General features: G+C 70.0%; 20 protein-coding genes and 1 pseudogene. 11 read left to right on the top strand and 10 right to left on the bottom strand.

All coding sequences use genetic code 11. The annotated features are described in order from the left end of the window. Window positions 1–170: 170 nt before the first annotated feature. Window positions 171–572 (bottom strand): DUF6479 family protein, encoded by a 402-nt coding sequence (locus AB0D99_RS30525; RefSeq protein WP_362369444.1) that lies wholly within the window; start codon window positions 570–572, stop codon window positions 171–173. A 218-nt stretch (window positions 573–790) separates the two neighbouring features. Next, window positions 791–1,672, bottom strand: a complete 882-nt coding sequence (locus AB0D99_RS30530; protein ID WP_362369447.1) for an oxygenase MpaB family protein — start codon at window positions 1,670–1,672, stop codon at window positions 791–793. 469 nt (window positions 1,673–2,141) lie between these two features. On the opposite strand from AB0D99_RS30530, the gene AB0D99_RS30535 reads away from it, so the two are divergent. Next, complete coding sequence (locus AB0D99_RS30535; protein ID WP_362369450.1) at window positions 2,142–2,321, top strand: DUF6480 family protein; 180 nt, start codon at window positions 2,142–2,144, stop codon at window positions 2,319–2,321. A gap of 176 nt (window positions 2,322–2,497) precedes the next feature. On the opposite strand, the gene AB0D99_RS30540 is transcribed toward AB0D99_RS30535, so the two are convergent. Further along, window positions 2,498–4,003: a SulP family inorganic anion transporter gene (locus AB0D99_RS30540; protein WP_362369453.1), complete on the bottom strand. Its 1,506-nt coding sequence runs from the start codon at window positions 4,001–4,003 to the stop codon at window positions 2,498–2,500. Window positions 4,004–4,017: 14 nt separating this feature from the next. Beyond that, window positions 4,018–4,599 carry a carbonic anhydrase gene (locus AB0D99_RS30545; protein WP_362369456.1) on the bottom strand — a complete coding sequence of 194 codons (582 nt, stop codon included), beginning with the start codon at window positions 4,597–4,599 and terminating at the stop codon, window positions 4,018–4,020. Between the two features lie 840 nt (window positions 4,600–5,439). Here AB0D99_RS30545 and AB0D99_RS30550 point away from each other — a divergent pair. Next, entirely contained in the window at window positions 5,440–5,910 is a 471-nt protein-coding gene (locus AB0D99_RS30550; RefSeq protein ID WP_362369459.1) for a hemerythrin domain-containing protein, read from the top strand. Between the two features lie 221 nt (window positions 5,911–6,131). Here the strand turns inward: AB0D99_RS30550 and AB0D99_RS30555 are convergent, their stop codons facing one another. Continuing rightward, the gene (locus AB0D99_RS30555; protein ID WP_362369462.1) at window positions 6,132–6,569 is read right to left on the bottom strand and encodes a DUF6086 family protein; all 438 of its coding nucleotides are present in this window, start codon (window positions 6,567–6,569) and stop codon (window positions 6,132–6,134) included. 170 nt (window positions 6,570–6,739) lie between these two features. Next, window positions 6,740–7,567, bottom strand: a complete 828-nt coding sequence (locus tag AB0D99_RS30560) for a hypothetical protein (protein WP_362369465.1) — start codon at window positions 7,565–7,567, stop codon at window positions 6,740–6,742. Between the two features lie 437 nt (window positions 7,568–8,004). On the opposite strand from AB0D99_RS30560, the gene AB0D99_RS30565 reads away from it, so the two are divergent. From AB0D99_RS30565 to AB0D99_RS30590, 6 genes are all read left to right on the top strand, one after another. Next, on the top strand, window positions 8,005–8,520 hold the full coding sequence (locus AB0D99_RS30565; protein ID WP_362369468.1) for a hypothetical protein: 516 nt from the start codon (window positions 8,005–8,007) through the stop codon (window positions 8,518–8,520). Window positions 8,521–8,535: 15 nt separating this feature from the next. Beyond that, on the top strand, window positions 8,536–10,779 hold the full coding sequence (locus AB0D99_RS30570) for a DUF6571 family protein (RefSeq protein ID WP_362369471.1): 2,244 nt from the start codon (window positions 8,536–8,538) through the stop codon (window positions 10,777–10,779). Next, entirely contained in the window at window positions 10,780–11,367 is a 588-nt protein-coding gene (locus AB0D99_RS30575; protein ID WP_362369474.1) for a hypothetical protein, read from the top strand. It begins immediately after the preceding gene. Between the two features lie 493 nt (window positions 11,368–11,860). Beyond that, window positions 11,861–12,112 (top strand): hypothetical protein, encoded by a 252-nt coding sequence (locus AB0D99_RS30580; RefSeq protein ID WP_362369511.1) that lies wholly within the window; start codon window positions 11,861–11,863, stop codon window positions 12,110–12,112. Window positions 12,113–12,134: 22 nt separating this feature from the next. Continuing rightward, the gene (locus AB0D99_RS30585) at window positions 12,135–12,413 is read left to right on the top strand and encodes a DUF3040 domain-containing protein (RefSeq protein WP_362369478.1); all 279 of its coding nucleotides are present in this window, start codon (window positions 12,135–12,137) and stop codon (window positions 12,411–12,413) included. Between the two features lie 9 nt (window positions 12,414–12,422). Then, window positions 12,423–13,961, top strand: coding sequence for a potassium/proton antiporter (locus tag AB0D99_RS30590; RefSeq protein WP_362369481.1), 1,539 nt, complete (start codon window positions 12,423–12,425; stop codon window positions 13,959–13,961). On the opposite strand, the gene AB0D99_RS30595 is transcribed toward AB0D99_RS30590, so the two are convergent. Genes AB0D99_RS30595 through AB0D99_RS30605 form a run of 3 tightly spaced genes read right to left on the bottom strand, consistent with a single transcriptional unit; the run spans window position 13,942 to window position 15,923 of the window. Next, window positions 13,942–14,199, bottom strand: a complete 258-nt coding sequence (locus AB0D99_RS30595; RefSeq protein WP_362369484.1) for a hypothetical protein — start codon at window positions 14,197–14,199, stop codon at window positions 13,942–13,944. The two genes, AB0D99_RS30590 and AB0D99_RS30595, sit on opposite strands and share 20 nt — an antisense overlap. After that, a complete protein-coding gene (locus AB0D99_RS30600; RefSeq protein ID WP_362369487.1) occupies window positions 14,196–15,446 on the bottom strand; it encodes a cation:proton antiporter in 1,251 nt (416 codons plus the stop codon). Before AB0D99_RS30600 ends, AB0D99_RS30595 begins: the two co-directional genes overlap by 4 nt. A gap of 6 nt (window positions 15,447–15,452) precedes the next feature. Beyond that, a complete protein-coding gene (locus tag AB0D99_RS30605; RefSeq protein WP_362369490.1) occupies window positions 15,453–15,923 on the bottom strand; it encodes a TrkA C-terminal domain-containing protein in 471 nt (156 codons plus the stop codon). Between the two features lie 246 nt (window positions 15,924–16,169). Between AB0D99_RS30605 and AB0D99_RS30610 the strand changes: the two genes are divergently transcribed. From AB0D99_RS30610 to AB0D99_RS30620, 3 genes are all read left to right on the top strand, one after another. After that, complete coding sequence (locus tag AB0D99_RS30610) at window positions 16,170–16,310, top strand: hypothetical protein (RefSeq protein WP_362369493.1); 141 nt, start codon at window positions 16,170–16,172, stop codon at window positions 16,308–16,310. 30 nt (window positions 16,311–16,340) lie between these two features. Continuing rightward, the gene (locus tag AB0D99_RS30615; protein ID WP_362369496.1) at window positions 16,341–16,607 is read left to right on the top strand and encodes a hypothetical protein; all 267 of its coding nucleotides are present in this window, start codon (window positions 16,341–16,343) and stop codon (window positions 16,605–16,607) included. A 100-nt stretch (window positions 16,608–16,707) separates the two neighbouring features. Then, a complete protein-coding gene (locus tag AB0D99_RS30620) occupies window positions 16,708–17,574 on the top strand; it encodes an AraC family transcriptional regulator (protein ID WP_362369499.1) in 867 nt (288 codons plus the stop codon). Between the two features lie 150 nt (window positions 17,575–17,724). On the opposite strand, the pseudogene AB0D99_RS30625 reads toward AB0D99_RS30620, so the two are convergent. Next, a pseudogene (locus tag AB0D99_RS30625) lies at window positions 17,725–17,829 on the bottom strand (RNA polymerase subunit sigma-24); the annotation flags it as partial.

Genomic DNA, 17,829 nt, shown 5'->3' on the forward strand with positions numbered 1-17,829 from the left:
ACGACCGTGCCTCAATGACCGTGCCTCAATGAGGCCGCCTGAGGGGGCTGCGTCGCCCGGAGTGCGGATCAACGTCGGCCCCCGTGGCCGGCTGGGCCTCAGTCCCCGTCGTCGACGGGACGTCGGCCCGCGTGGCCGACGGGACCTCGGTCCCCGTGTTCGGCTCGACCTCAGTCCCCGTGCCCCGTTCCGCCGCTGCCGAAGCCGCCGCTGGAGATGCCACCCCACTTGCGGCGTTCCTCGCTCGGCGGCTCGGGGGACGTTTCGGATCCCGTGGTGCCGCCACCCTTGAGCTGGTGGGGGGTGAGCCGATGGGGGCCATCGGTGAGAGGCACCTCGGCAGGCCGCCGGTACTCCGACATCTCGCCGGGCAGGCGGTCGGTCGGAGGCCGGTGCGGCTGCGACTCGGGATCGGGCGGGGGAAGTTCCTTGTCCTTGATCCTCATGCCGAGGGCGAAGGCTCCGATGATGACAGCGACGAGGACGAGTCCGCCGATGACCTGAGCAAGCCCTGATTGCCATACACCGGCTGCGGTCGTCAGAGAAGTCGCTTCGAATGCGTGGGCACTCATTGCCTACCTCTGCTTCGAGACAGGAGGACGGGGCCCGGGAGGCCCGCCGCCTCGTGGGGGAGTCGCCTCGGTCGAGGCGCCGCTTCACCACAGCTTCGGGTGAGCCTCGCCTCCCGGATGCAGTCGGCTCGCGCGCCCTGGTCCGAGCCGTTCCTCACTCGCAAGGGCGACGTGGCCCATGTACGGAGAACGGTGTCGAGCCCGCCACATGCCGGACGTCAGCGAGCGACCTCATCGGGGCGCGAGGGCGGACGAGGCGTCACCCAGCGGATCGCCGATGTGACCGCCGATCCACCAGGTCGCGCGACGCGCAGCAGCAGCCGGGTCCTCCCGGGGAGGTCGAGACACTCCTGTGCCCAGGGTGGCAGCAGGTCGACGGCGGCGGCAGCCAGCAGGGCGTACGGGATGCGGGCCGGCCGCGGCAGGGGAGGAGCGGCCAGCAAGTACCGCACCGTCGCCGCCGACTCCTCCGTCGGCGCCAGCTCACCGCGCCGAGCGCCGAGCGAGGCGGCCAGAGCCGCGACCGTCATCGGCGGGTCGACGACGCCCAGGCGGCGGGCGACCGACGCCATGTCCTCGACGTAGCCGTCCTGCTGCTCGGCGGTCAGTGGAATGCGACCGTACCGCCGGTGTGCCTCCAGGAAGCAGTACGTCTCGGCGATGTGCACCCAGGCGAGCAACGCGGGATCGGACGCCCGGTACCGCACTCCTGCCGCCGAGGTACCGGTCACCCGCGCATGGACGCCGCGGACTCGTTCGACGGCGCGCTCGGCGTCCGACGCGGTCGCGAAGGTCGTCTCCGCGAGGAACGTGCTGGTCCGCTGCAGGCGACCCCATGGGTCTCCACGAAATCCCGAGTGCGCCCACACGGCCGCCATGGCGACGGGATGCAGCGACTGCAGCAGCAGAGCGGCCAGCCCTCCGATGTACATCGAGGCATCCGCATGCACGGTGCGCACCGGCCTGTCCGGTGCGAACCAACGGGGACCGGGCGTTCCGTGGATGCGGGCTCGCTTCTGATGGGCCGTAGGTCCCGCCACGCGCCGCAGCAGCGACTCGCCGGCCTTTTCGCGCAGTGTGCTGACCAGGGGCAGGCGCACGGGAGCGATCCTCCTACCGTGGGTCGAGTCGGAGTGGTGGTACGCGGCCGAGGAGGTCCGGGGGCGCCGGGACACCTGTACCGACGGGCGGCGGATCGAGAGTGGGCATGTGGGTCCCTTGCTGCCGTGCGTCGGGAGCGGTGCGGCCAGTCTCTCCTTTCGGTACTGCCTCGTCGCGCGGATGCACCACGCCTTGCGCCGTTCGGAGCCCGCTGAGCCCGCCGCCCGCTGAGCCCGCCGAGCCGGTCGAGCGGCCCGCGTGGGGCGGCGTGAGGGGTCACCGGAGGGGTCTGAGGAACGAACGGTGTCCGTGAGCGTACGGCCCGATGCCGGCCTCGCCCTCGCCCTCGCCTGTGCGCGGTGACCGTATTTCGACGCGCGATCGACGCACCTGGCGAGCCCGCTGGAAGGGGAGGACGGTGAGGTCATGGCGGCAATCAGCCGTTCCGTTCCTCTCGAAGGAGCAGCCATGAGCGAGCCGCTCGTCCCTCCTCAGGAGACTCCGCCCGCCGAGGGATCCACGTCCTCCGCCCACCAGGAGCGTGCCGACGGCGGTATCTGGGAGCACCCGATGGTGTGGGTCTCCCTTGTCATCGCCGGTGCCGCACTGGTCGCGCTCTTCTTCGTGTTCCGGATCGTCGGCTTCTGAGGTCGGGGTCCGCCGGACACGGACCACGGCCCACGGCCCACGGCCCACGGGCCACGGCCCACGGGCCATGGACCACGGGCCACGGGCCACGGACTGCGGCCCGGAAGGTGCCGGGCCCCAGGACCACCGCGAAGGGGGACGACGCGGTGCACGTCGTCCCCCGTGGGCCTTCCGGTTCAGTGCGGGGCGCTCACCGAACTCTGGGTGGCGTCCGTGTGGCGGTCGGGGGCTGTGTCGGCGCGGACGGCGTCGGCGTCGGCGCCGCTGTGCCGTTCGGCCCATGTCTCCAGCGCAGCCCGGCAGGCGTGATCGAGGTAGTGGACTCCAGAGAGGTCCAGAACCACCCGACGGTCGCTCGGCAGGGCTTCCAGGCTGTCGAGTATCTGGGGGAGCTTCAGGAACGTGACCGTGCCCTGGATCCGTACACGGATCGCGCCGCGGCCGTCGTCGCCGTGCTCGATCCGGAGGTGCGAGGCATCCCACGCGGCCTTCGCCACCGACAGGACGAGACCGATCAACACGCCCTCGAACATGCCGACGGCGACGATCGCCGTCGCGGTCGCCACGAGGACGAGTGCCTCGCCCCGGTGACGGCGCCAGAGCGTCATGACCCCCTTGAACGGGATGAGCTTCCAACCGGCGTGCACGAGGATGCCCGCCAGCGCCGCCAGCGGAATGTACGCGAGGACCGCGGGCAGCAGGGCGACGAAGAGCAGCAGCCAGACGCCGTGGAGGACCCGGGACGCCTTCGTCCTGGCCCCGGCCTCGACGTTGGCCGAGCTGCGCACGATGACCGCGGTGAGCGGCAGAGCACCGAGGAGGCCGCACAGCGTGTTGCCCGCGCCCTGGGCGACGAGCTCCCTGTCGTACTCCGTGCGGGGGCCCGAGTGGAGCCGGTCGACCGCCGCCGCGCTGAACAGCGACTCGGCGGAGGCGATCAGGGCGAAAGCGAGGATCGTCCCGAGGAGGGCGGGGTCCGCCAGGGACGACAGGGCCTCGGTTCCTGGCAGATGGACGGCCTCCAGCACGCCGCTCACCTGCACGGTTTCGACCGGGAGGCCGAAAGCCACGGTGACGAGGGTGGCCAGAAGGACCGCCACCAGAGCGCCCGGCACCGCGCGGGCCCTGCGCGGCATCCGGCGCCAGCCGACGATGAGGAGGATGGTGCCGGCCCCGACGGCGAGCGACACGAGGGCCGTCCGGCTGCCCAGTGCCTCGACCAGAGCGCCCGGCAGTCCGGTGAGCTTGTCGAGACCCGACTCGGGCGCCGGAATCCCCGCCGCGGCGTAGAGCTGGCCGGCGACGATGACCAGACCGATGCCCGCGAGCATGCCCTCGACGACCGAGAGCGAGATCGCGCGGAACCACCGGCCCCACCGGAGGAGGCCCATGGCGATCTGGAGCAGCCCGGCCGCCAGCACGATGACGCCGAGCGCGCCGAGGCCGAAGGCACGTACCGCCTCGAGGACGAGGACGGTGAGGCCGGCCGCCGGGCCGGAGACCTGGAGGCTGCTGCCGCGCATCAGGCCGGTGACGATGCCGCCGACGATGCCGGTGATGAGCCCCAGCTCGGCCGGAACGCCCGAGGCGACGGCGACGCCGAGGCAGAGGGGGAGGGCGACGAGGAAGACGACGAGCGAGGCGGCGAAGTCCTGCCGTAGGAAGGGGAAGGAGCGCGGCATCCGGACGTCCCTCCTCACAGCGCCTCGAAGGCGTCGGAACCGGCGCGGTATTCCAGGACGGCACCGGTGTGGACCTCGTAGTACCAGCCACGCAAGCGCAGCCGGCGCTCCGCCAGCTTCCGTTCGACGCAGGGATAGGAGCGCAACCGGAGCAGTTGGGTGAGGACGTGTCCGTGGACGGCGTCGGTGACGGCCGGGTCGTCCGGGCGCCCCGGGGCGCCGTCGGGGGCGGCGTGGGCGAGCCAGTCACGCACGGCGGGCACGGCGCTCAGGTCGTCGCCGCGGACGAGGGCACCCACCGCACCGCAGTGGGAGTGTCCGCAGACGACGACGTCCTCGACGCCGAGGACCTCGACGGCGTACTCGATGGTGGCGGCCTCCCCGCTGGGGGCGCCGGTGCCGTACGGGGGCACGATGCCGCCTGCCGTGCGCAGTTCGAAGAGCTGGCCGGGGCGGGCACCGGTGATCAGGGCGGGTACGACCCTGGAGTCGGAGCAGGTGACGAACAGGACGGCCGGGGACTGGCCCGCGGCGTGCGGGGCGAACTCCTCAGGGCGCTGTCCGAATCGGCGGGCGTTGTCGATGAGGGGCTGCATGAATGTTTCCTCCTGGCGCGCAGTGGGGGCGCGTCGGGCTGACAGGTCGGCGCATGGTGGGGCCGTCTGTCAGCAGAGGAACACCTGGAGGGCGGAGGGGGCGTGGGCGGCGTGCGCTCTCGGCCGGGTGTCCGGGCCGCCCTTGCGGCCGACCGGTGGGTCCGTCGGTGGTGCCGCATGGGTGACGACCGAGGGCGGGCCGGAAGGGCCTGCCGGAGCGGTGGCCGGCCGCCGCCGGTCGCGGTGCAGGACGGAACCGCCGGGGGTTTCGGCCTCGCTTCCCCCGGCGTGCGCTGACTCGTGGGCCACGGCCGGCGCGGCCTGCTGTGCACGGGGCTGTTGGAGCTGGGGCGGAGAGCCGACGGGGGTGGGCAGAACACAGGTGCCGCAGACGAGAGCGAGGACGAGAAGGAGGGCTGCGCGCAGGGCCACGGACGCGCGGACGGACGGCAGCACGAACACTCCTCCTTCCGGTCACACCATCGTCGGAATTCACCAAAGCAAGCTCAAAGGCGAGTCAACGAAGAGTAATGCGCGCACGTGAACAGCACCCTGCAACACCCTTGCTGTACGGAGGTTTTCGAATGGAATCAGCCTGATGTTGACGCGAACGGCGGGGTCGGAGGGGGTCCACGCCCCCGGAGTCCGTCAGGTCGGGCTCCTCCGCGGTGCACATTCCTGGCTGCGCATGGCCCGGACGAAGGCCGGCGGCGGTGTCGACACGACCATGGGAGTTGTAGTGTGTCGGCAGCGTCGCGTGCCGGTGGCAGACCGTGTCAGGCATGGAGGCGCCCAATCGAAGGAGGACGACGATGTACTCGTCGCACCCTTCGTTCTCGCGTGACTGAGCGCGAGACGACCAGGCTCATCGCCTGGAGCCGAGAACTCCGCCGAGTGCACGGCCAACTGAGGGAAGCGCTGTCCGTGACACGCGCCGCTCTTGTCGACGGCACCACGGGTGAGGCGGCTACCCGTGAGCTACTGCTGTACTGCCATGGCTTCTGCACGGCTCTCGACGGACACCATCAAGGTGAGGACCGCACCCTGTTTCCCGCGATCGCAGCGGCGCATCCGGAGCTTCGACCGGTACTCCGCTCGCTCGAGCAGGATCACTCGATGATCGCCCACCTGCTCGGGGGCCTGCGCACCGCGGTCGACCGGGCGGCGCCGCCGGAAGAGCTCGACCAGCACCTCGAAGGCATCGCCGCGCTGATGGAGAACCACTTCCGCTACGAAGAACGGCAACTGCTCACCGTGCTCGAAACCCTTGATCTCGCAGCCGAACCCCAGGAGGTGCTGGGCCCTTTGTGATCGTGGACCCGAACAGCTCCCGGTCCTCGACATGACGTAGACCGTCACGCTCGACTGGCACCGACATAGGCACCGGCACCGGCATCCGGATGCGAGACGTCTCAGGCGCTCGTGCGTTCAACTCGGCGCCCGGGCCGGTCCTATGGTCGGTGTGGCCAGTCCCTCAACCTCACCCTCCACCTGATGAAGGGTCCGGACGAGCTCTGCAGCCCATGCCCCCGTCAGCGAGGCATGCCCCGTCCCAGCTCTCGTGCCCTTTCCCGCAGGCTCTCAGCCCAGGCTCCGCCTTCCGGGGGGAGGGCCATCCCGTTGGTGGATATCTGCACGTCCCGGAGAACCGCGTCCGAGGGGGCTCCGAGCCGTGCCCAGTCGACCTCGATGCGGGCGCGCTCCGCAAGGACCAGGACCGTGGCGGTGAAGCCTTCGGAGAGCGCGAGCAGGATCATGTGGCTGGTTCTTCGGTGCTTCGCCAGAAGGGCATGAACGAAGACCTCAAAGGTGTCGAGGCTGATCTGGCATTCGTCGTTCTCCATCGGCCCGATACCGGAGGGGACCCCCAATTCCGCTTCGAACACGTCCACCTGGCGCTGGAACAGGCGGGACGCTCCATTCGACGGGTTCCACAGTGTCTCGTCACCGAGGTCGAAATACTGGCTCATCGCGGGCACCTTTCATCTGGTCATGACATGCCGAATCAGGCACCCGGAGCATTGTCGTCGCCATGGTCGCCGCTCGCTCATCATTTCCCCCGCCCAGGACACCTGCGGCCCTGCCCACGACACCTGCGGCCCCGCCCGGGACACCTGCGGCCCCCCCGCGGTGGGTCGGCTCAGGTCAGGCTGTCGAACTCGCCGAGGAAGGCGCCCACCACCGCGGCGACGGCTCCGCCGGTGAAGAGGAGGCCGAAGAGGAGGGTGATCGCGACGATGATGACCTCCCGGATGCGCCGGCCGCGCGACCGGAGCGGAAGGACGCGGCCGGGGTCACGAGGGTCGTACGCCGCGTCGATGCTCCACGTCCGGATGGAGTGCTGCACGGTGCGGACCAAGCCGCCCGGATCCGTGTACGCGTAGCTGCCGTCCTGGAGCCGGACGGCGGCCGTCCGTACGCCGTGCTTCCGCAGGTACCGCTCCTCGACCGGTGAGTAGGCGAGGTACACGCCGAACGCGAGGATCGGTATCCCGATGAAGCTGAACGGAATGATGACGATCATGGCGGCCGGGCTTCCGATGAAGCCCACGAGCACGCACGCGCCGATGGCCGTCAGGGTCGCGATGAGTGCGCCGCGCTTCATTCCGCGAAGCCACCTCTGGTAGCTCGGCTGGTACAGGCGCTCACCCGTGACGAGGTCGGCGCCGTCGATCGTCTTCATCTCCTCGGTCCGCGCCGGCAGAGCCGCGTTCACGGCATCGGCGAAGGCGACGGCGGCCGCGGAGTCCCTCACATCCCAGACCCGGTGGACATGCGCCTTCTCCGTGGTCGGCGCGGTGATCAGCTCGATCGTGACGCACTGCCCCTCGGCGAGTACGCGACGGATGGCCTTCAGCGGAATGTGCGTCTGCTCGTGCGGTCGGCGCACGGTCAGCGCCTCCTTCTCCACGAGCGCGACGGCGTCCCCGCCGGCGTGGAGAACGGGTATGGGAGAAGTGATCGACATGTGTGTGATGGTAGGCGTGACAGTCGGTACCCGGGAGCCCCGCGCGTTCCCGGGCACACAGGCTTGACGCCCTGTCGCTCGCGTTTGCAGCTTGCAGGGGAGACGCCGCTGCGGCGACGGTCCTGAGGAGGCGGTTGCCGAGGCCGCCGCTCCGCGGGGTGCCGTCGCTCGACAGGGGAGCGCGTGGTCGAGAGTGCGCGTGACCCATAACGCCCCGTCCACGCGCCCGACAGAGGCTCTGAACAGGGTCGGAAGACGCCTCGGAACCGACTTTCGCCGATGTCGATCATGACGTCCATGGGTGTCGACACCCATTTTCTGAAAGGCCGAGTGAGCCTAGGCTGTCGTTTTCGGAAGCAACGTTCCGTTCATGTACGGCCGTTGGAATTCCGAGACGCCCGACCGGCTTCCTCCCTGCGGTGCTTCGGTGCTCAGGTATGCCGCTCGGGCGCATAGTTGTGGGATCGAACGACATGACGGGGATGTCAGACGTGTCATTTGACGATGAGTGGGGCGCGGCGAAGACCGCGGGTATGCGGCTGAATCAGGCGCCGGCGACGGATTCCGGCGGTTCCGGGCCGAAGTCGGGATCCGCGGATTACGTCGTCCACGATGACGAACTCGGTGACATCGGCCATTCGGCGTACGGCTTGTTCAACGGACTCGAACCGGGTGGCAAGCACGCGGGCGCCGCGAGCGACACCGCCGGAACGAGCCTGAAGGGGGACGGTTTCGACAGCGGTTCGGCACTCACCGAGGTGAACAAGACCTGGGAGACGCAGGTGAAGACACTGCTCCAGGCTTGCGCGCACATCTCCAACCACCTGAACCACACGAAGAAGTCCCGCAAGGAAGACGACGACTGGATCCAGGCTCAATTGCGACACTACGCCCCCCTTCCGGGGAAGGACGGCGCCGTGTCGGCCTCGCAGATCAACAAGTACTTCCGGTAAAGGAGCCGCCACACCATGCCCAGCTTCGAGCAGCTCCTCAACGCGAAGTTCGGTCCGCTCGACACCGCTGTCACCCAGTGGGGCGAGATGATCACCAAGCTGACGGCGCTCCAGACCGATGCCAAGGCCATGAAGTCCAAGGCCGACAAGTGCACCTGGAAGGGCGAGAACGCCTCCGTCACCAAGGAGTTCGTGACCAAGACGGCCAAGGAGTTCGGCGACGCCGTCACCGAGGCCGAGTCCGTACGCGACCTCCTCAAGGACGCGAGCACCCTCCTCAAGACGGCCCAGAGCGACCTCAAGGCCGCCTACGAGAACCCGCCGCCCGGCATCACCATCTACCCCAACGGAGTGCTCAGCCACAGCGTCCACCCCGACCGCCGCTCCAAGGACAGCACCGAGAACGTCGCCACCGAAGCACAGTTCACGGCCCTTCGGGAGAAGCTGGAGGGCATCCTCAAGCGTGCCGCCGAAGCGGACGAGCTGTGCGCGTGGGGCCTGCGCGCGCTGATCAAGAACCACCCCAACGACTTCGGCAGCACCGACCTCGGCGGAGTCGCCGACGCCAAGAGGATGCGCGAGGAGGAGAAGCAGCAGGCCGAGAACGGCCGCGAGGCCGCCAAGCTCTACGCCCGCTGGGAGCACCTCGACGACAAGGAGCGCGAGCGGCTGCTCCAGCTCGCCGAGGGCGGCAAGAACTCGCCGGTCTTCGCCGAGCAGCTGATGACGAACCTCAGCTACCGGGGCCGCGACCAGCAGGAAGCCGTGCTGTTGCTCGCCGGCAGCCTGGAGTCCGGCGGCCGCGACGGTCAGCTCTCCTCGGCCGACGCCCGCCTGTACAAGGCCCTGTCGGGCTCGCTCGCCACCGCCACCGGCCCCGACTCGTCGATCGGCACCCCTGGCGGTCTCACCTCGGCCTGGACCGACAAGCTCATCTCCACGGCCCGCGACGGCAACGGCCTCTCCAACCGCCACCCCGGATACATCGGGGGCGGCCAGGCCAGCCTCAAGGACCTCACCGATCTGATGGCCGCCGACGTCGGCGACAAGGCGTACGACCCGAACGACGAGAAGGCATCCCCGTACGACAAGGACAAGGACGACCCGCGCTACAGCGAAGCCTTCCTGACCGAGGTCGGCGACACCATCCGCGAGTGGGAGACGAAGAACGACGACGCCTACGACGGCGTCATGAAGAACTGGCAGGGCACGCAGGAGGACCCGATGAAGGGTCTGATGAACGCGATGAGCCGCAACCCCTCCGCGGCCACGCACTACTTCGACCCGAACACCACGGACAACCTCACGTACTTCATGGAGGACCGTAAGTGGCCCGGTGGCGACGTCGAGTTCAAGATGCCCGAGGAGACGCAGCGCACCTCGGCCCGGACCGAGTTCGGCGCCGCCCTGGAGGCCGCGGCCACCGGCCGTGAGCCCGGCAGCCCGCTGCACGGAGTCCCCGCACACCACGACCGCGCGGAGACGGCGATCTTCGAGCGGATCGCCGCGGAGTACACGGACAAGGACGACCAGAAGAACCAGAGCCCGGTGCCCGTGGCGATGCGTACGAGCATGGGCAACATGATCGGCGACTACGCGTCGGACGTGCACCAGATCCTCGGCAAGAACATGGACGGGCCGACGGACTTCAACAACCTCACGATCGAGCGGGGCGACCTGACCCGGCTCATGCGCGGCGTCGCCGAGGACCCCAAGGCGTTCGGCGTCATGCACCACTCGCAGACCGTGGTCATCGGCGAGGGGCTGAACCGATTCCCCGAGGACTCGTACCGCAAGGAAGACCCCGAGCTGCGTGCCTGGGTCAAGCAGTCGGCCTCGGTGCTCGGCCACCTCGACGGCGTACGCGGCGACGTCATCTACGACCTCGGCCAGGCGGAGAAGGACGCCAACGGCTGGAACAAGATGATGAACTACCACGTCATCGGCGCACCCTTCACGGCCATCCCCATCGCCGGTGACGCGATCCAGCGCTCGGTCGACGTCGGCACGGCCGCGTACATGAACGAACTCAATTCCAAGGTGGACGCGGCGACCCGCAACGACATGGTCAACCACTTCGAGAACGGCGAGAACCAGATGTACGCCATGATGCGGAGGATGGCGACGGAGAAGGGACTCGACCCGGAGACGGAGCTGGACGTGAGCCCCGGCGAGTACGAGGACGGCCTCCAGCCGACCGCCGAGCAGTGGTATCAGAACGGAATCCAGGACGCCCAGATGAAGATGGGACAGCCGTAGATGAACAAGAAGTGGCTCGTCCTGCCCGCCGTGCTCGTCGTCGCGGCGGCCGTCGTCACGGCGATCAACCTGTGGCCGACGGAGCTCAAGAAGCTGCGGGAGCAGAACCTCTGCCTCGGGATGCTGACGGAGAAGACCGCGGCTCTGCTCGAGGACGGCAAGGGCGGGGCTCTCCTCGTGAAGGAGTCCGTGTCGAACGGTTCGGGATCCGCAGGCGGGGAGGCGGACCCGGTCTTCTCCACCACCTGCTCCGTCAATCGCGAGAACCCGGGGGGTGACACCATGCGGCTCCAGTACTCCCTGGATGTGGACCACAGCAACACGCTGAGCGATCCACCAGAGGGCGCCACCCCCATGGGGGAGGGCCTCACGGGATGGGTGGGCCAGAGGAAGAGCGAGGTCCAGCTGCCGGACGGGTGCGCGAAGAAGATGAGGAGGCCGGACGCGCGATACATCACCGTGTCCCTCGCGGTGTCGCCGGTCGCCGTCGTGGGACGGGACTGGAACTACGCGTCCCTCATGAAGGACTCGCGCACCATCCTCGTCGAGGCCGCCGGAAACCTGTCCAAGCAGTACGACTGCGCCTGACGTCACTCGATGGCATCGCCTGTGCCCGGCCTCTCGGCCGGGCACAGGCGATGGGCCGTCGTGCCCACGCCGTCGGCGGACGCGCGAGGTCCGGAGCGCCGATCCGCCGTCCATCGCGCTTGATCGCGGGAGCCGCCGGCGAGGCGGGCCCTTCCGGGTCGTTCTCGCCCGCCGCGGATTTCCGCACGGTGCCGAATTCCGTGAGTTGAGGAATCCAACCGATATTCGCACGTGAATGACGGTCGTTTTCCGCAATGCGAAGAATGGGTGTCAGACCCGATAGCCGGTGAGTGGTGCCGCGGGTGAGGGTGGTGGCAAGGAAAACCGCTTGGCCCCATCCGGCCGCTGGAACGAGGAGTGTCGCGTCGGGCTGGTGCTTTGTGTTCAAGGCCACGGCACGAACGGAGTCCGCGCCGATGACTACACCGCCGGCTTTCGCGCGATGCGATTCCCTGTCCGTCCCGCCGGACGAGTCACGCGGGGTGTTTCCGTCGTGAGTGTCACGTCGGGGCTTGCCGTGGCGGTGTTTGCCACTGTTTACGTCCTGATCGCGACCGAGCGAGTGCATCGGGTCAACGCGACGATCATCGCCTCCTCCGCCAATGTCATCGCCGTGGGCATCGCCGACCGCAGCGGACACCACATCTCCTTCCGGCAGTTCAGCCGCTACGGCCTGGTGGTCACCGCCGTCACGATCACCATCGCGGGCCTGTACGTATGGCTGCGCTACTTCGCGCTCGCCTGACCACCGAAGGGAGTCGACAGCGATGGGCGAATCCGATGAAGAGAGGATCGCCGACCTCGAAGCCCTCCTGCGGCTCGACGACCCCCGCTTCGCCCGTGGCCTGGGCGAGGGCCGCCCCCGGCGGCCTCGCGAGTACCGCCGCGGCCGGGCCTGGCTGGCGCTGGCCCTCGCGCTGGCCGCCATCGTCGCGGGAGCGCTCGTGCCACACGGACTGCTGCTGGCGACCGGCCTCGTCACAGCAGCGGTCGCGGTGAACTTCCTCGACACCCGCCGGCGACACCTTCACCGACGCAAGCACTAGGAGGCTGCCGTGACGCTGCAGCAGCTGTACCTGGTGCTGCTCGTGAGCGGCACCGTCCTCATGGCCAGCATCGCCGCGGCCCGCGCCGCGCACCGCGTCGGCCTGCCCAGCCTGCTGTTCTTTCTCGCCGTCGGGGTGATCGCGGGCGAGGACGTGATCGGCATCGAGTTCGACGACGCGCAGCTCGCCCAGTCCCTGGGCACGGCGGGCCTCGCGATCATCCTCGTCGAGGGAGGTCTGAGCACCCACTGGCCGGACGTCAGACGGCTGCTGGCGCCGGCCGGAGTGCTGGCCACCGTCGGTGTCGCGGTGTCCGTCGGCGTCACCGGCGCCGGGGCCCACTACCTCCTCGGCATGGACTGGCACCTGGCCCTGCTGCTGGGCGCGATCGTCTCCTCCACCGACGCGGCCGCCGTCTTCGCCGTCCTGCGCTCCCTGCCGTTGCCCAGGAAGACCACAGGGCTTCTGGAGGCGGAATCCGGGTTCAACGACGCCCCCACCATCATCCTGGTGCTCGTCTTCTCCACCGCCGCGGCCGACCTCCCCGGCCCCGGCGCCATTCTCGGGAACGTCCTCTACCAACTCGTCGTCGGAGGAGTCCTGGGCCTGGCCGTCGGCCGCGTCGGGGTGGCCGCACTCCGCCACATCGCGCTGCCGGCCACCGGGCTCTATCCGCTGGCCACCGTCGGCTTCGGCATCATCGCCTTCGCGGCCGCAGGCGCTCTCAACGCGAGCGGCATCATCGCCGCCTACCTGGCCGGACTGGTCCTGGGGAACTCGCGCCTGCCCCACCGCGCGGCGACACGGTCGTTCGCCGAAGGCACGGGCTGGCTCGCCCAGATCGGTCTGTTCGTCATGCTCGGCCTGCTCGTCGACCCCAGCGAACTCCCCGGCGCGATCCTGCCCGCCCTCGCCGTCGGGCTCGTCCTGCTGCTGATCGCCCGCCCCGTGTCGGTCGCCGCCTGCCTGCTGCCCTTCCGCATGCCATGGAGGGAACAGGCGTTCATCTCCTGGGCCGGCCTGCGCGGCGCCGTGCCCATCGTGCTCGCCACCTTCCCCATCGTCGCTGCCGTGGACGGCGCACGGCACCTGCTCAACATCGTCTTCGTCCTCGTCGTCGTCTTCACCCTCGTCCAGGGCCCCACCCTCCCCGCGGCCGCCCGTCTCCTCCACGTCGTCAGGACGGGTGCCCTGAGGGAGATACAGGTCGAGAGCGCGCCCTTGGACATCCTCGACGCCGACCTGCTGACCGTCACCGTTCCGCCCGGCTCGCGGCTCCACGGCGTCGCCGTCTTCGAGCTGCGCCTTCCGCCACCGGCCGTGATCACCTTCCTCGTCCGCGACGGCGCCACACTCGTGCCGGGACCCGAGACGGTGCTCACCACCGGAGACGAACTGCTCCTCGTCAGCACCCCGGCCGCACGACAGGCCACGGAACGGCGTCTGCGTGCCGTGGGCAGGCGCGGGAAGCTCGCCCGCTGGCTCGGCGAGCACGGCGGAGCCGACCCCGACGGCGACGACTCGGGGATCACCGCCCGCGACGGCTGACGGCGATCGTGCAGGCCACGTACACGACGGCCGCCGGCCACAGGGCGATCAGCACCGTGAGGGTGACGGCACCGGGGAGGGGATCGTACGCAGCCGTACGCCGCCAGTCCGGGTGACGCATCAGCAGGCGAGGAAGCCGACGCGCGAATCCGACGGCGCCACCCAGGTAGACCGACAGGGCGGCGAGCACCAGCACGGTGTCCCGGCTGGTGACCGCCGCCCAGGTCTCCTCGCTCACGCGCGGCCGGCCGCGTCGTTCGTCTGCTCCTGGACCTCCTCCCGGGAACTCGAAGGAGAGGGGACGGCTCCCAGGAGCGGGCCCTCGGGGGCGCGGCGGCGGGTGAGCCAGGCAGCGGCCGGTTCGGTGTAGCGAGCGGTGAGCGGACCGATCACGACCAGGATGAGGACGTAGGCGGTGGCGAGCGGGCCGAGGGCCGGCTCGATCCCGGCGGTGACCGCCAGGCCCGCGATGACGATGGAGAACTCGCCGCGCGCGACGAGCGTCCCGCCGGCACGCCAGCGGCCCTTCACACCGATCCCCGCCCGTTTCGCCGCCCAGTACCCGGTGGCGATCTTCGTCAGCGCGGTGACCACCGCGAGGGCCAGCGCCGGCAGCAGCACGGGCGGGATGCTCGCGGGGTCGGTGTGCAGGCCGAAGAAGACGAAGAACACGGCGGCGAACAGGTCCCGCAGGGGGCTGAGCAGCGTGTGCGTGCCCTCGGCCACCTCCCCGGACAGGGCGATGCCCACGAGGAACGCCCCGACGGCGGCGGAGACCTGGAGCTGCTGGGCGATACCCGCGACGAGGAGGGTGAGGCCGAGGACCACCAGCAGGAGCTTCTCGGGGTCGTCGCTGGAGACGAACCGTGAGATCACCCGCCCGAAGCGCACGGCGACGAACAGCACCGCTCCCGCGACGCCGAGCGCGATGGCCAGCGTCACGCTCCCGGCGGCCAGGCTCACTCCCGCCAGCAGCGCGGTGATGATGGGGAGGTAGACGGCCATCGCCAGGTCCTCCAGCACCAGGATGCTGAGGATGACCGGTGTCTCGCGGTTGCCGACCCGGCCGAGGTCGCCCATGACCTTGGCGATCACGCCCGAGGACGAGATCCAGGTGACCCCCGCCAGCACCACCGCCGCGACCGGGCCCCAGCCCATGAGCAGCGCGGCGACCGCGCCGGGCACGGCGTTGAGACCGAAGTCGACAAGTCCCGCCGGGTACTGGGTCTTGAGGTTGGAGACCAGGTCGCTGGCCGTGTACTCCAGGCCCAGCATGAGCAGCAGCAGGATGACGCCGATCTCGGCGCCGATCGCGACGAACTCCTCGCTCGCCCCCATCGGCAGGAGCCCGCCCTCACCGAAGGCGAGACCGGCCAGCAGATACAGGGGTATCGGAGAGAACTTCAACCGTCCGGCGACCCGGCCGAGGAGCCCCAGCCCCAGGATGATCGCGCCGAACTCGATCAGGAAGAGAGCGGAATGCACAGGCGATCACGTCCGTCCGAGTATCGCCGCAGCGGCGTCGACACCCTCGCGGGTGCCGATGACGATCAGGGTGTCCCCGCCGGCCAGACGGAAGTCGGGGGCGGGGGAGGGACGGGCTTCCGCCCGGCGCAGCACGGCCACGATCGAGGCGCCCGTCTCGGTGCGCATCCGGGTCTCGCCCAGCAGGCGCCCGTTCCAGTGGGAGTGGGCCGACAGCTCGATCCTTTCGGCGATCAGCCCCAAGTCGGTGGTGTGCAGCAGATTGGGACTGTGATGTGCCGGCATCAGCGCGTCGATCAGCGAGGCCGTCTCCGCTCCGGTCAGATGCAGCGACTGTGCACAGGCGTCGGGGTCGTCCCGCTCGTACAGATTGACGGTCCGTGTCCCGTCGCGGTGCGCGATGACCGACAGGTGACGGTGCTCGCGGGTGGTCAGGTCGTACTGGACTCCGATACCCGGCAACGGTGTCGAGCTCATCCGTGGAGCAGGCACAACGATTCCCCTCACAGTCATTCCGTGCATGATGCCGATGCGGTGGGCGGCGGCGACCACGGGCCGGAGGCGGCCGCTCGGCCGCCCCATAGTGCCACTTTCCCGATGACCGAAATATGGGTGTCGACACGGATCGACACGACCGTTCCGACGCGGTGAGGATGAGGCGGGGGACGTAGGCTTCGTCGCAGCTCACGGCATCTGGATGGCAGGCCGGGGAGGCGTGGAGGCATGTCGGTCCACCGGCGAACTCCCCTGCTGACCGCCGCTGTTCCGGCCACCGCTGTGGCGCCGGTCCTCGACATCGACGCCTCGGGGACCGCCTCGCGCCGACCCGGTACGCGCATCCTCGTCGAGCTCGTCGAACCCTGACCGCCGACCTCGCAAAGGAACAGTCCGCCCGTGCTGCCGTTCGTCCTGTACGTCGTCCTCTTCGCCTGCGCCCTGACCCTCACCGTCAAGGCCGCCCGCGTCCGGACCCTGCCCGCCTGGCGCCGCTACCTTCCTCTCGCCCTCCTGCTCGTCGCGGCCGCGGCGAGCCTCCTCCGCGGGGTCGGCGTGAGCGGGCCGGCCGAGTTCGTCGCCTTCCCCCTCAACCTCGTGGCCATCGCCCTGGCCGTCAGCGCGATCCGGGCCGCCGGCGCCCGGCCCGCGGCCACGCCCTCATAGGGCGCGACCACCGACCCGATCGATGCGGGCACGGGATGTCGGGTCCGGCAGGGTGGCGGTTGCCTAGCGTGGGGGTCAGTTGAGGGAAGGACGGCCAGGAGTGCTGGAGCGGCTGAATCAGGCCATGGACCACATCGAGGAGCACCTCGACGAGCCCATCGACGCGGCCGAGCTGGCCCGCATCGCGTTGACGTCGGAGTACCACTTCCGGCGGATGTTCTCGGCGCTGGCAGGCATGCCGCTCTCCGAGTACATCCGTCGGCGACGGATGACGCTCTGCGGCGCCGAGGTGCTCGGCGGGCAGCGGACGTTGCTCGACATCGCGGTACGTCACGGGTACGGCTCGGGCGAGGCGTTCGCTCGTGCCTTCCGCGCCGTGCACGGGGTGGGCCCCGGTGAGGCGCGGCGGACGGGTGCGGCCCTGGTCTCCCAGCCGCGGATGTCCTTCCGATTGATCGTCGAGGGGAGCAGCAGTATGCGCTATCGGGTCGTGGAGAAGGACGGGTTCACGCTGGTGGGCAGGGGGACACGCGTCCCGTTGGTCTACGAGGGGATGAACCCGGCCATCGTGGAGTTCGTCAAGAGCATCGGCAAGGAGACCCTGGGGCGCTGGGAGGAGCACGCGACCGGGGAGCCCGGCGGGGTCGTGGCCGCCGTCAGCAACCATGCCGCGGAGGACGCGGAAGGCACCGAACTCGACTACTTCCACGGGGTGGTGAGCGACGAGGAGGTGCCCGGGGCTTCGCAGAGCCTCGACGTCGAGCCGGGGACGTGGGCGGTGTTCGAATCGTCGGGGGAGTTCCCGCTGGCGGTCCAGTACCTGTGGCGGGACGTGTACACGCAGTGGTTCCCGTCGAATCCGTTCCGGAGCCGGCCGGGCCCGTCGCTGTCGCGCACGCGGGTGTCCGAGGACGGTACGCACGCGGACGCGGAGGTGTGGATCCCGGTGGAGCGCGACGCGGGCTGAACCGCGACGCGGGCGGGCTGAACCGCGACGCGGGCGGGCTGAACCGCGACGCGGGCTGAACCGCGACGCCGCCACCCGCCCGCGCTGCGTGCCGGCGCCGCTGCGCGGGCGGGAGATAGCGGTGGGGGCGGGGGGGGGGCGGGCGGCGGCCGCGGTCCCGGTCCCGCCGCGGCTCCCCCGACCCCCGACCGCGGCACCGCTCTCGGCAAGGGCATAGCAAGGACCGGCGGGTGCCGGTGCGGCGAAGGCAAAGGC

The sequence above is a fragment of the Streptomyces sp. NPDC047971 genome (genome assembly GCF_040653355.1).
In the GTDB taxonomy this organism is placed as follows: domain Bacteria; phylum Actinomycetota; class Actinomycetes; order Streptomycetales; family Streptomycetaceae; genus Streptomyces.

Bases quoted from the DNA above. Each gene is read 5' to 3' on its own strand.
- AB0D99_RS30525 (WP_362369444.1), bottom strand. From the start codon at position 572: ATGAGTGCCCACGCATTCGAAGCGACTTCTCTGACGACCGCAGCCGGT.
- AB0D99_RS30535 (WP_362369450.1), top strand. From the start codon at position 2,142: ATGAGCGAGCCGCTCGTCCCTCCTCAGGAGACTCCGCCCGCCGAGGGA.
- AB0D99_RS30540 (WP_362369453.1), bottom strand. From the start codon at position 4,003: ATGCCGCGCTCCTTCCCCTTCCTACGGCAGGACTTCGCCGCCTCGCTC.
- AB0D99_RS30545 (WP_362369456.1), bottom strand. From the start codon at position 4,599: ATGCAGCCCCTCATCGACAACGCCCGCCGATTCGGACAGCGCCCTGAG.
- AB0D99_RS30555 (WP_362369462.1), bottom strand. From the start codon at position 6,569: ATGAGCCAGTATTTCGACCTCGGTGACGAGACACTGTGGAACCCGTCG.
- AB0D99_RS30560 (WP_362369465.1), bottom strand. From the start codon at position 7,567: ATGTCGATCACTTCTCCCATACCCGTTCTCCACGCCGGCGGGGACGCC.
- AB0D99_RS30565 (WP_362369468.1), top strand. From the start codon at position 8,005: ATGCCGCTCGGGCGCATAGTTGTGGGATCGAACGACATGACGGGGATG.
- AB0D99_RS30570 (WP_362369471.1), top strand. From the start codon at position 8,536: ATGCCCAGCTTCGAGCAGCTCCTCAACGCGAAGTTCGGTCCGCTCGAC.
- AB0D99_RS30575 (WP_362369474.1), top strand. From the start codon at position 10,780: ATGAACAAGAAGTGGCTCGTCCTGCCCGCCGTGCTCGTCGTCGCGGCG.
- AB0D99_RS30585 (WP_362369478.1), top strand. From the start codon at position 12,135: ATGGGCGAATCCGATGAAGAGAGGATCGCCGACCTCGAAGCCCTCCTG.
- AB0D99_RS30605 (WP_362369490.1), bottom strand. From the start codon at position 15,923: ATGAGCTCGACACCGTTGCCGGGTATCGGAGTCCAGTACGACCTGACC.
- AB0D99_RS30610 (WP_362369493.1), top strand. From the start codon at position 16,170: ATGTCGGTCCACCGGCGAACTCCCCTGCTGACCGCCGCTGTTCCGGCC.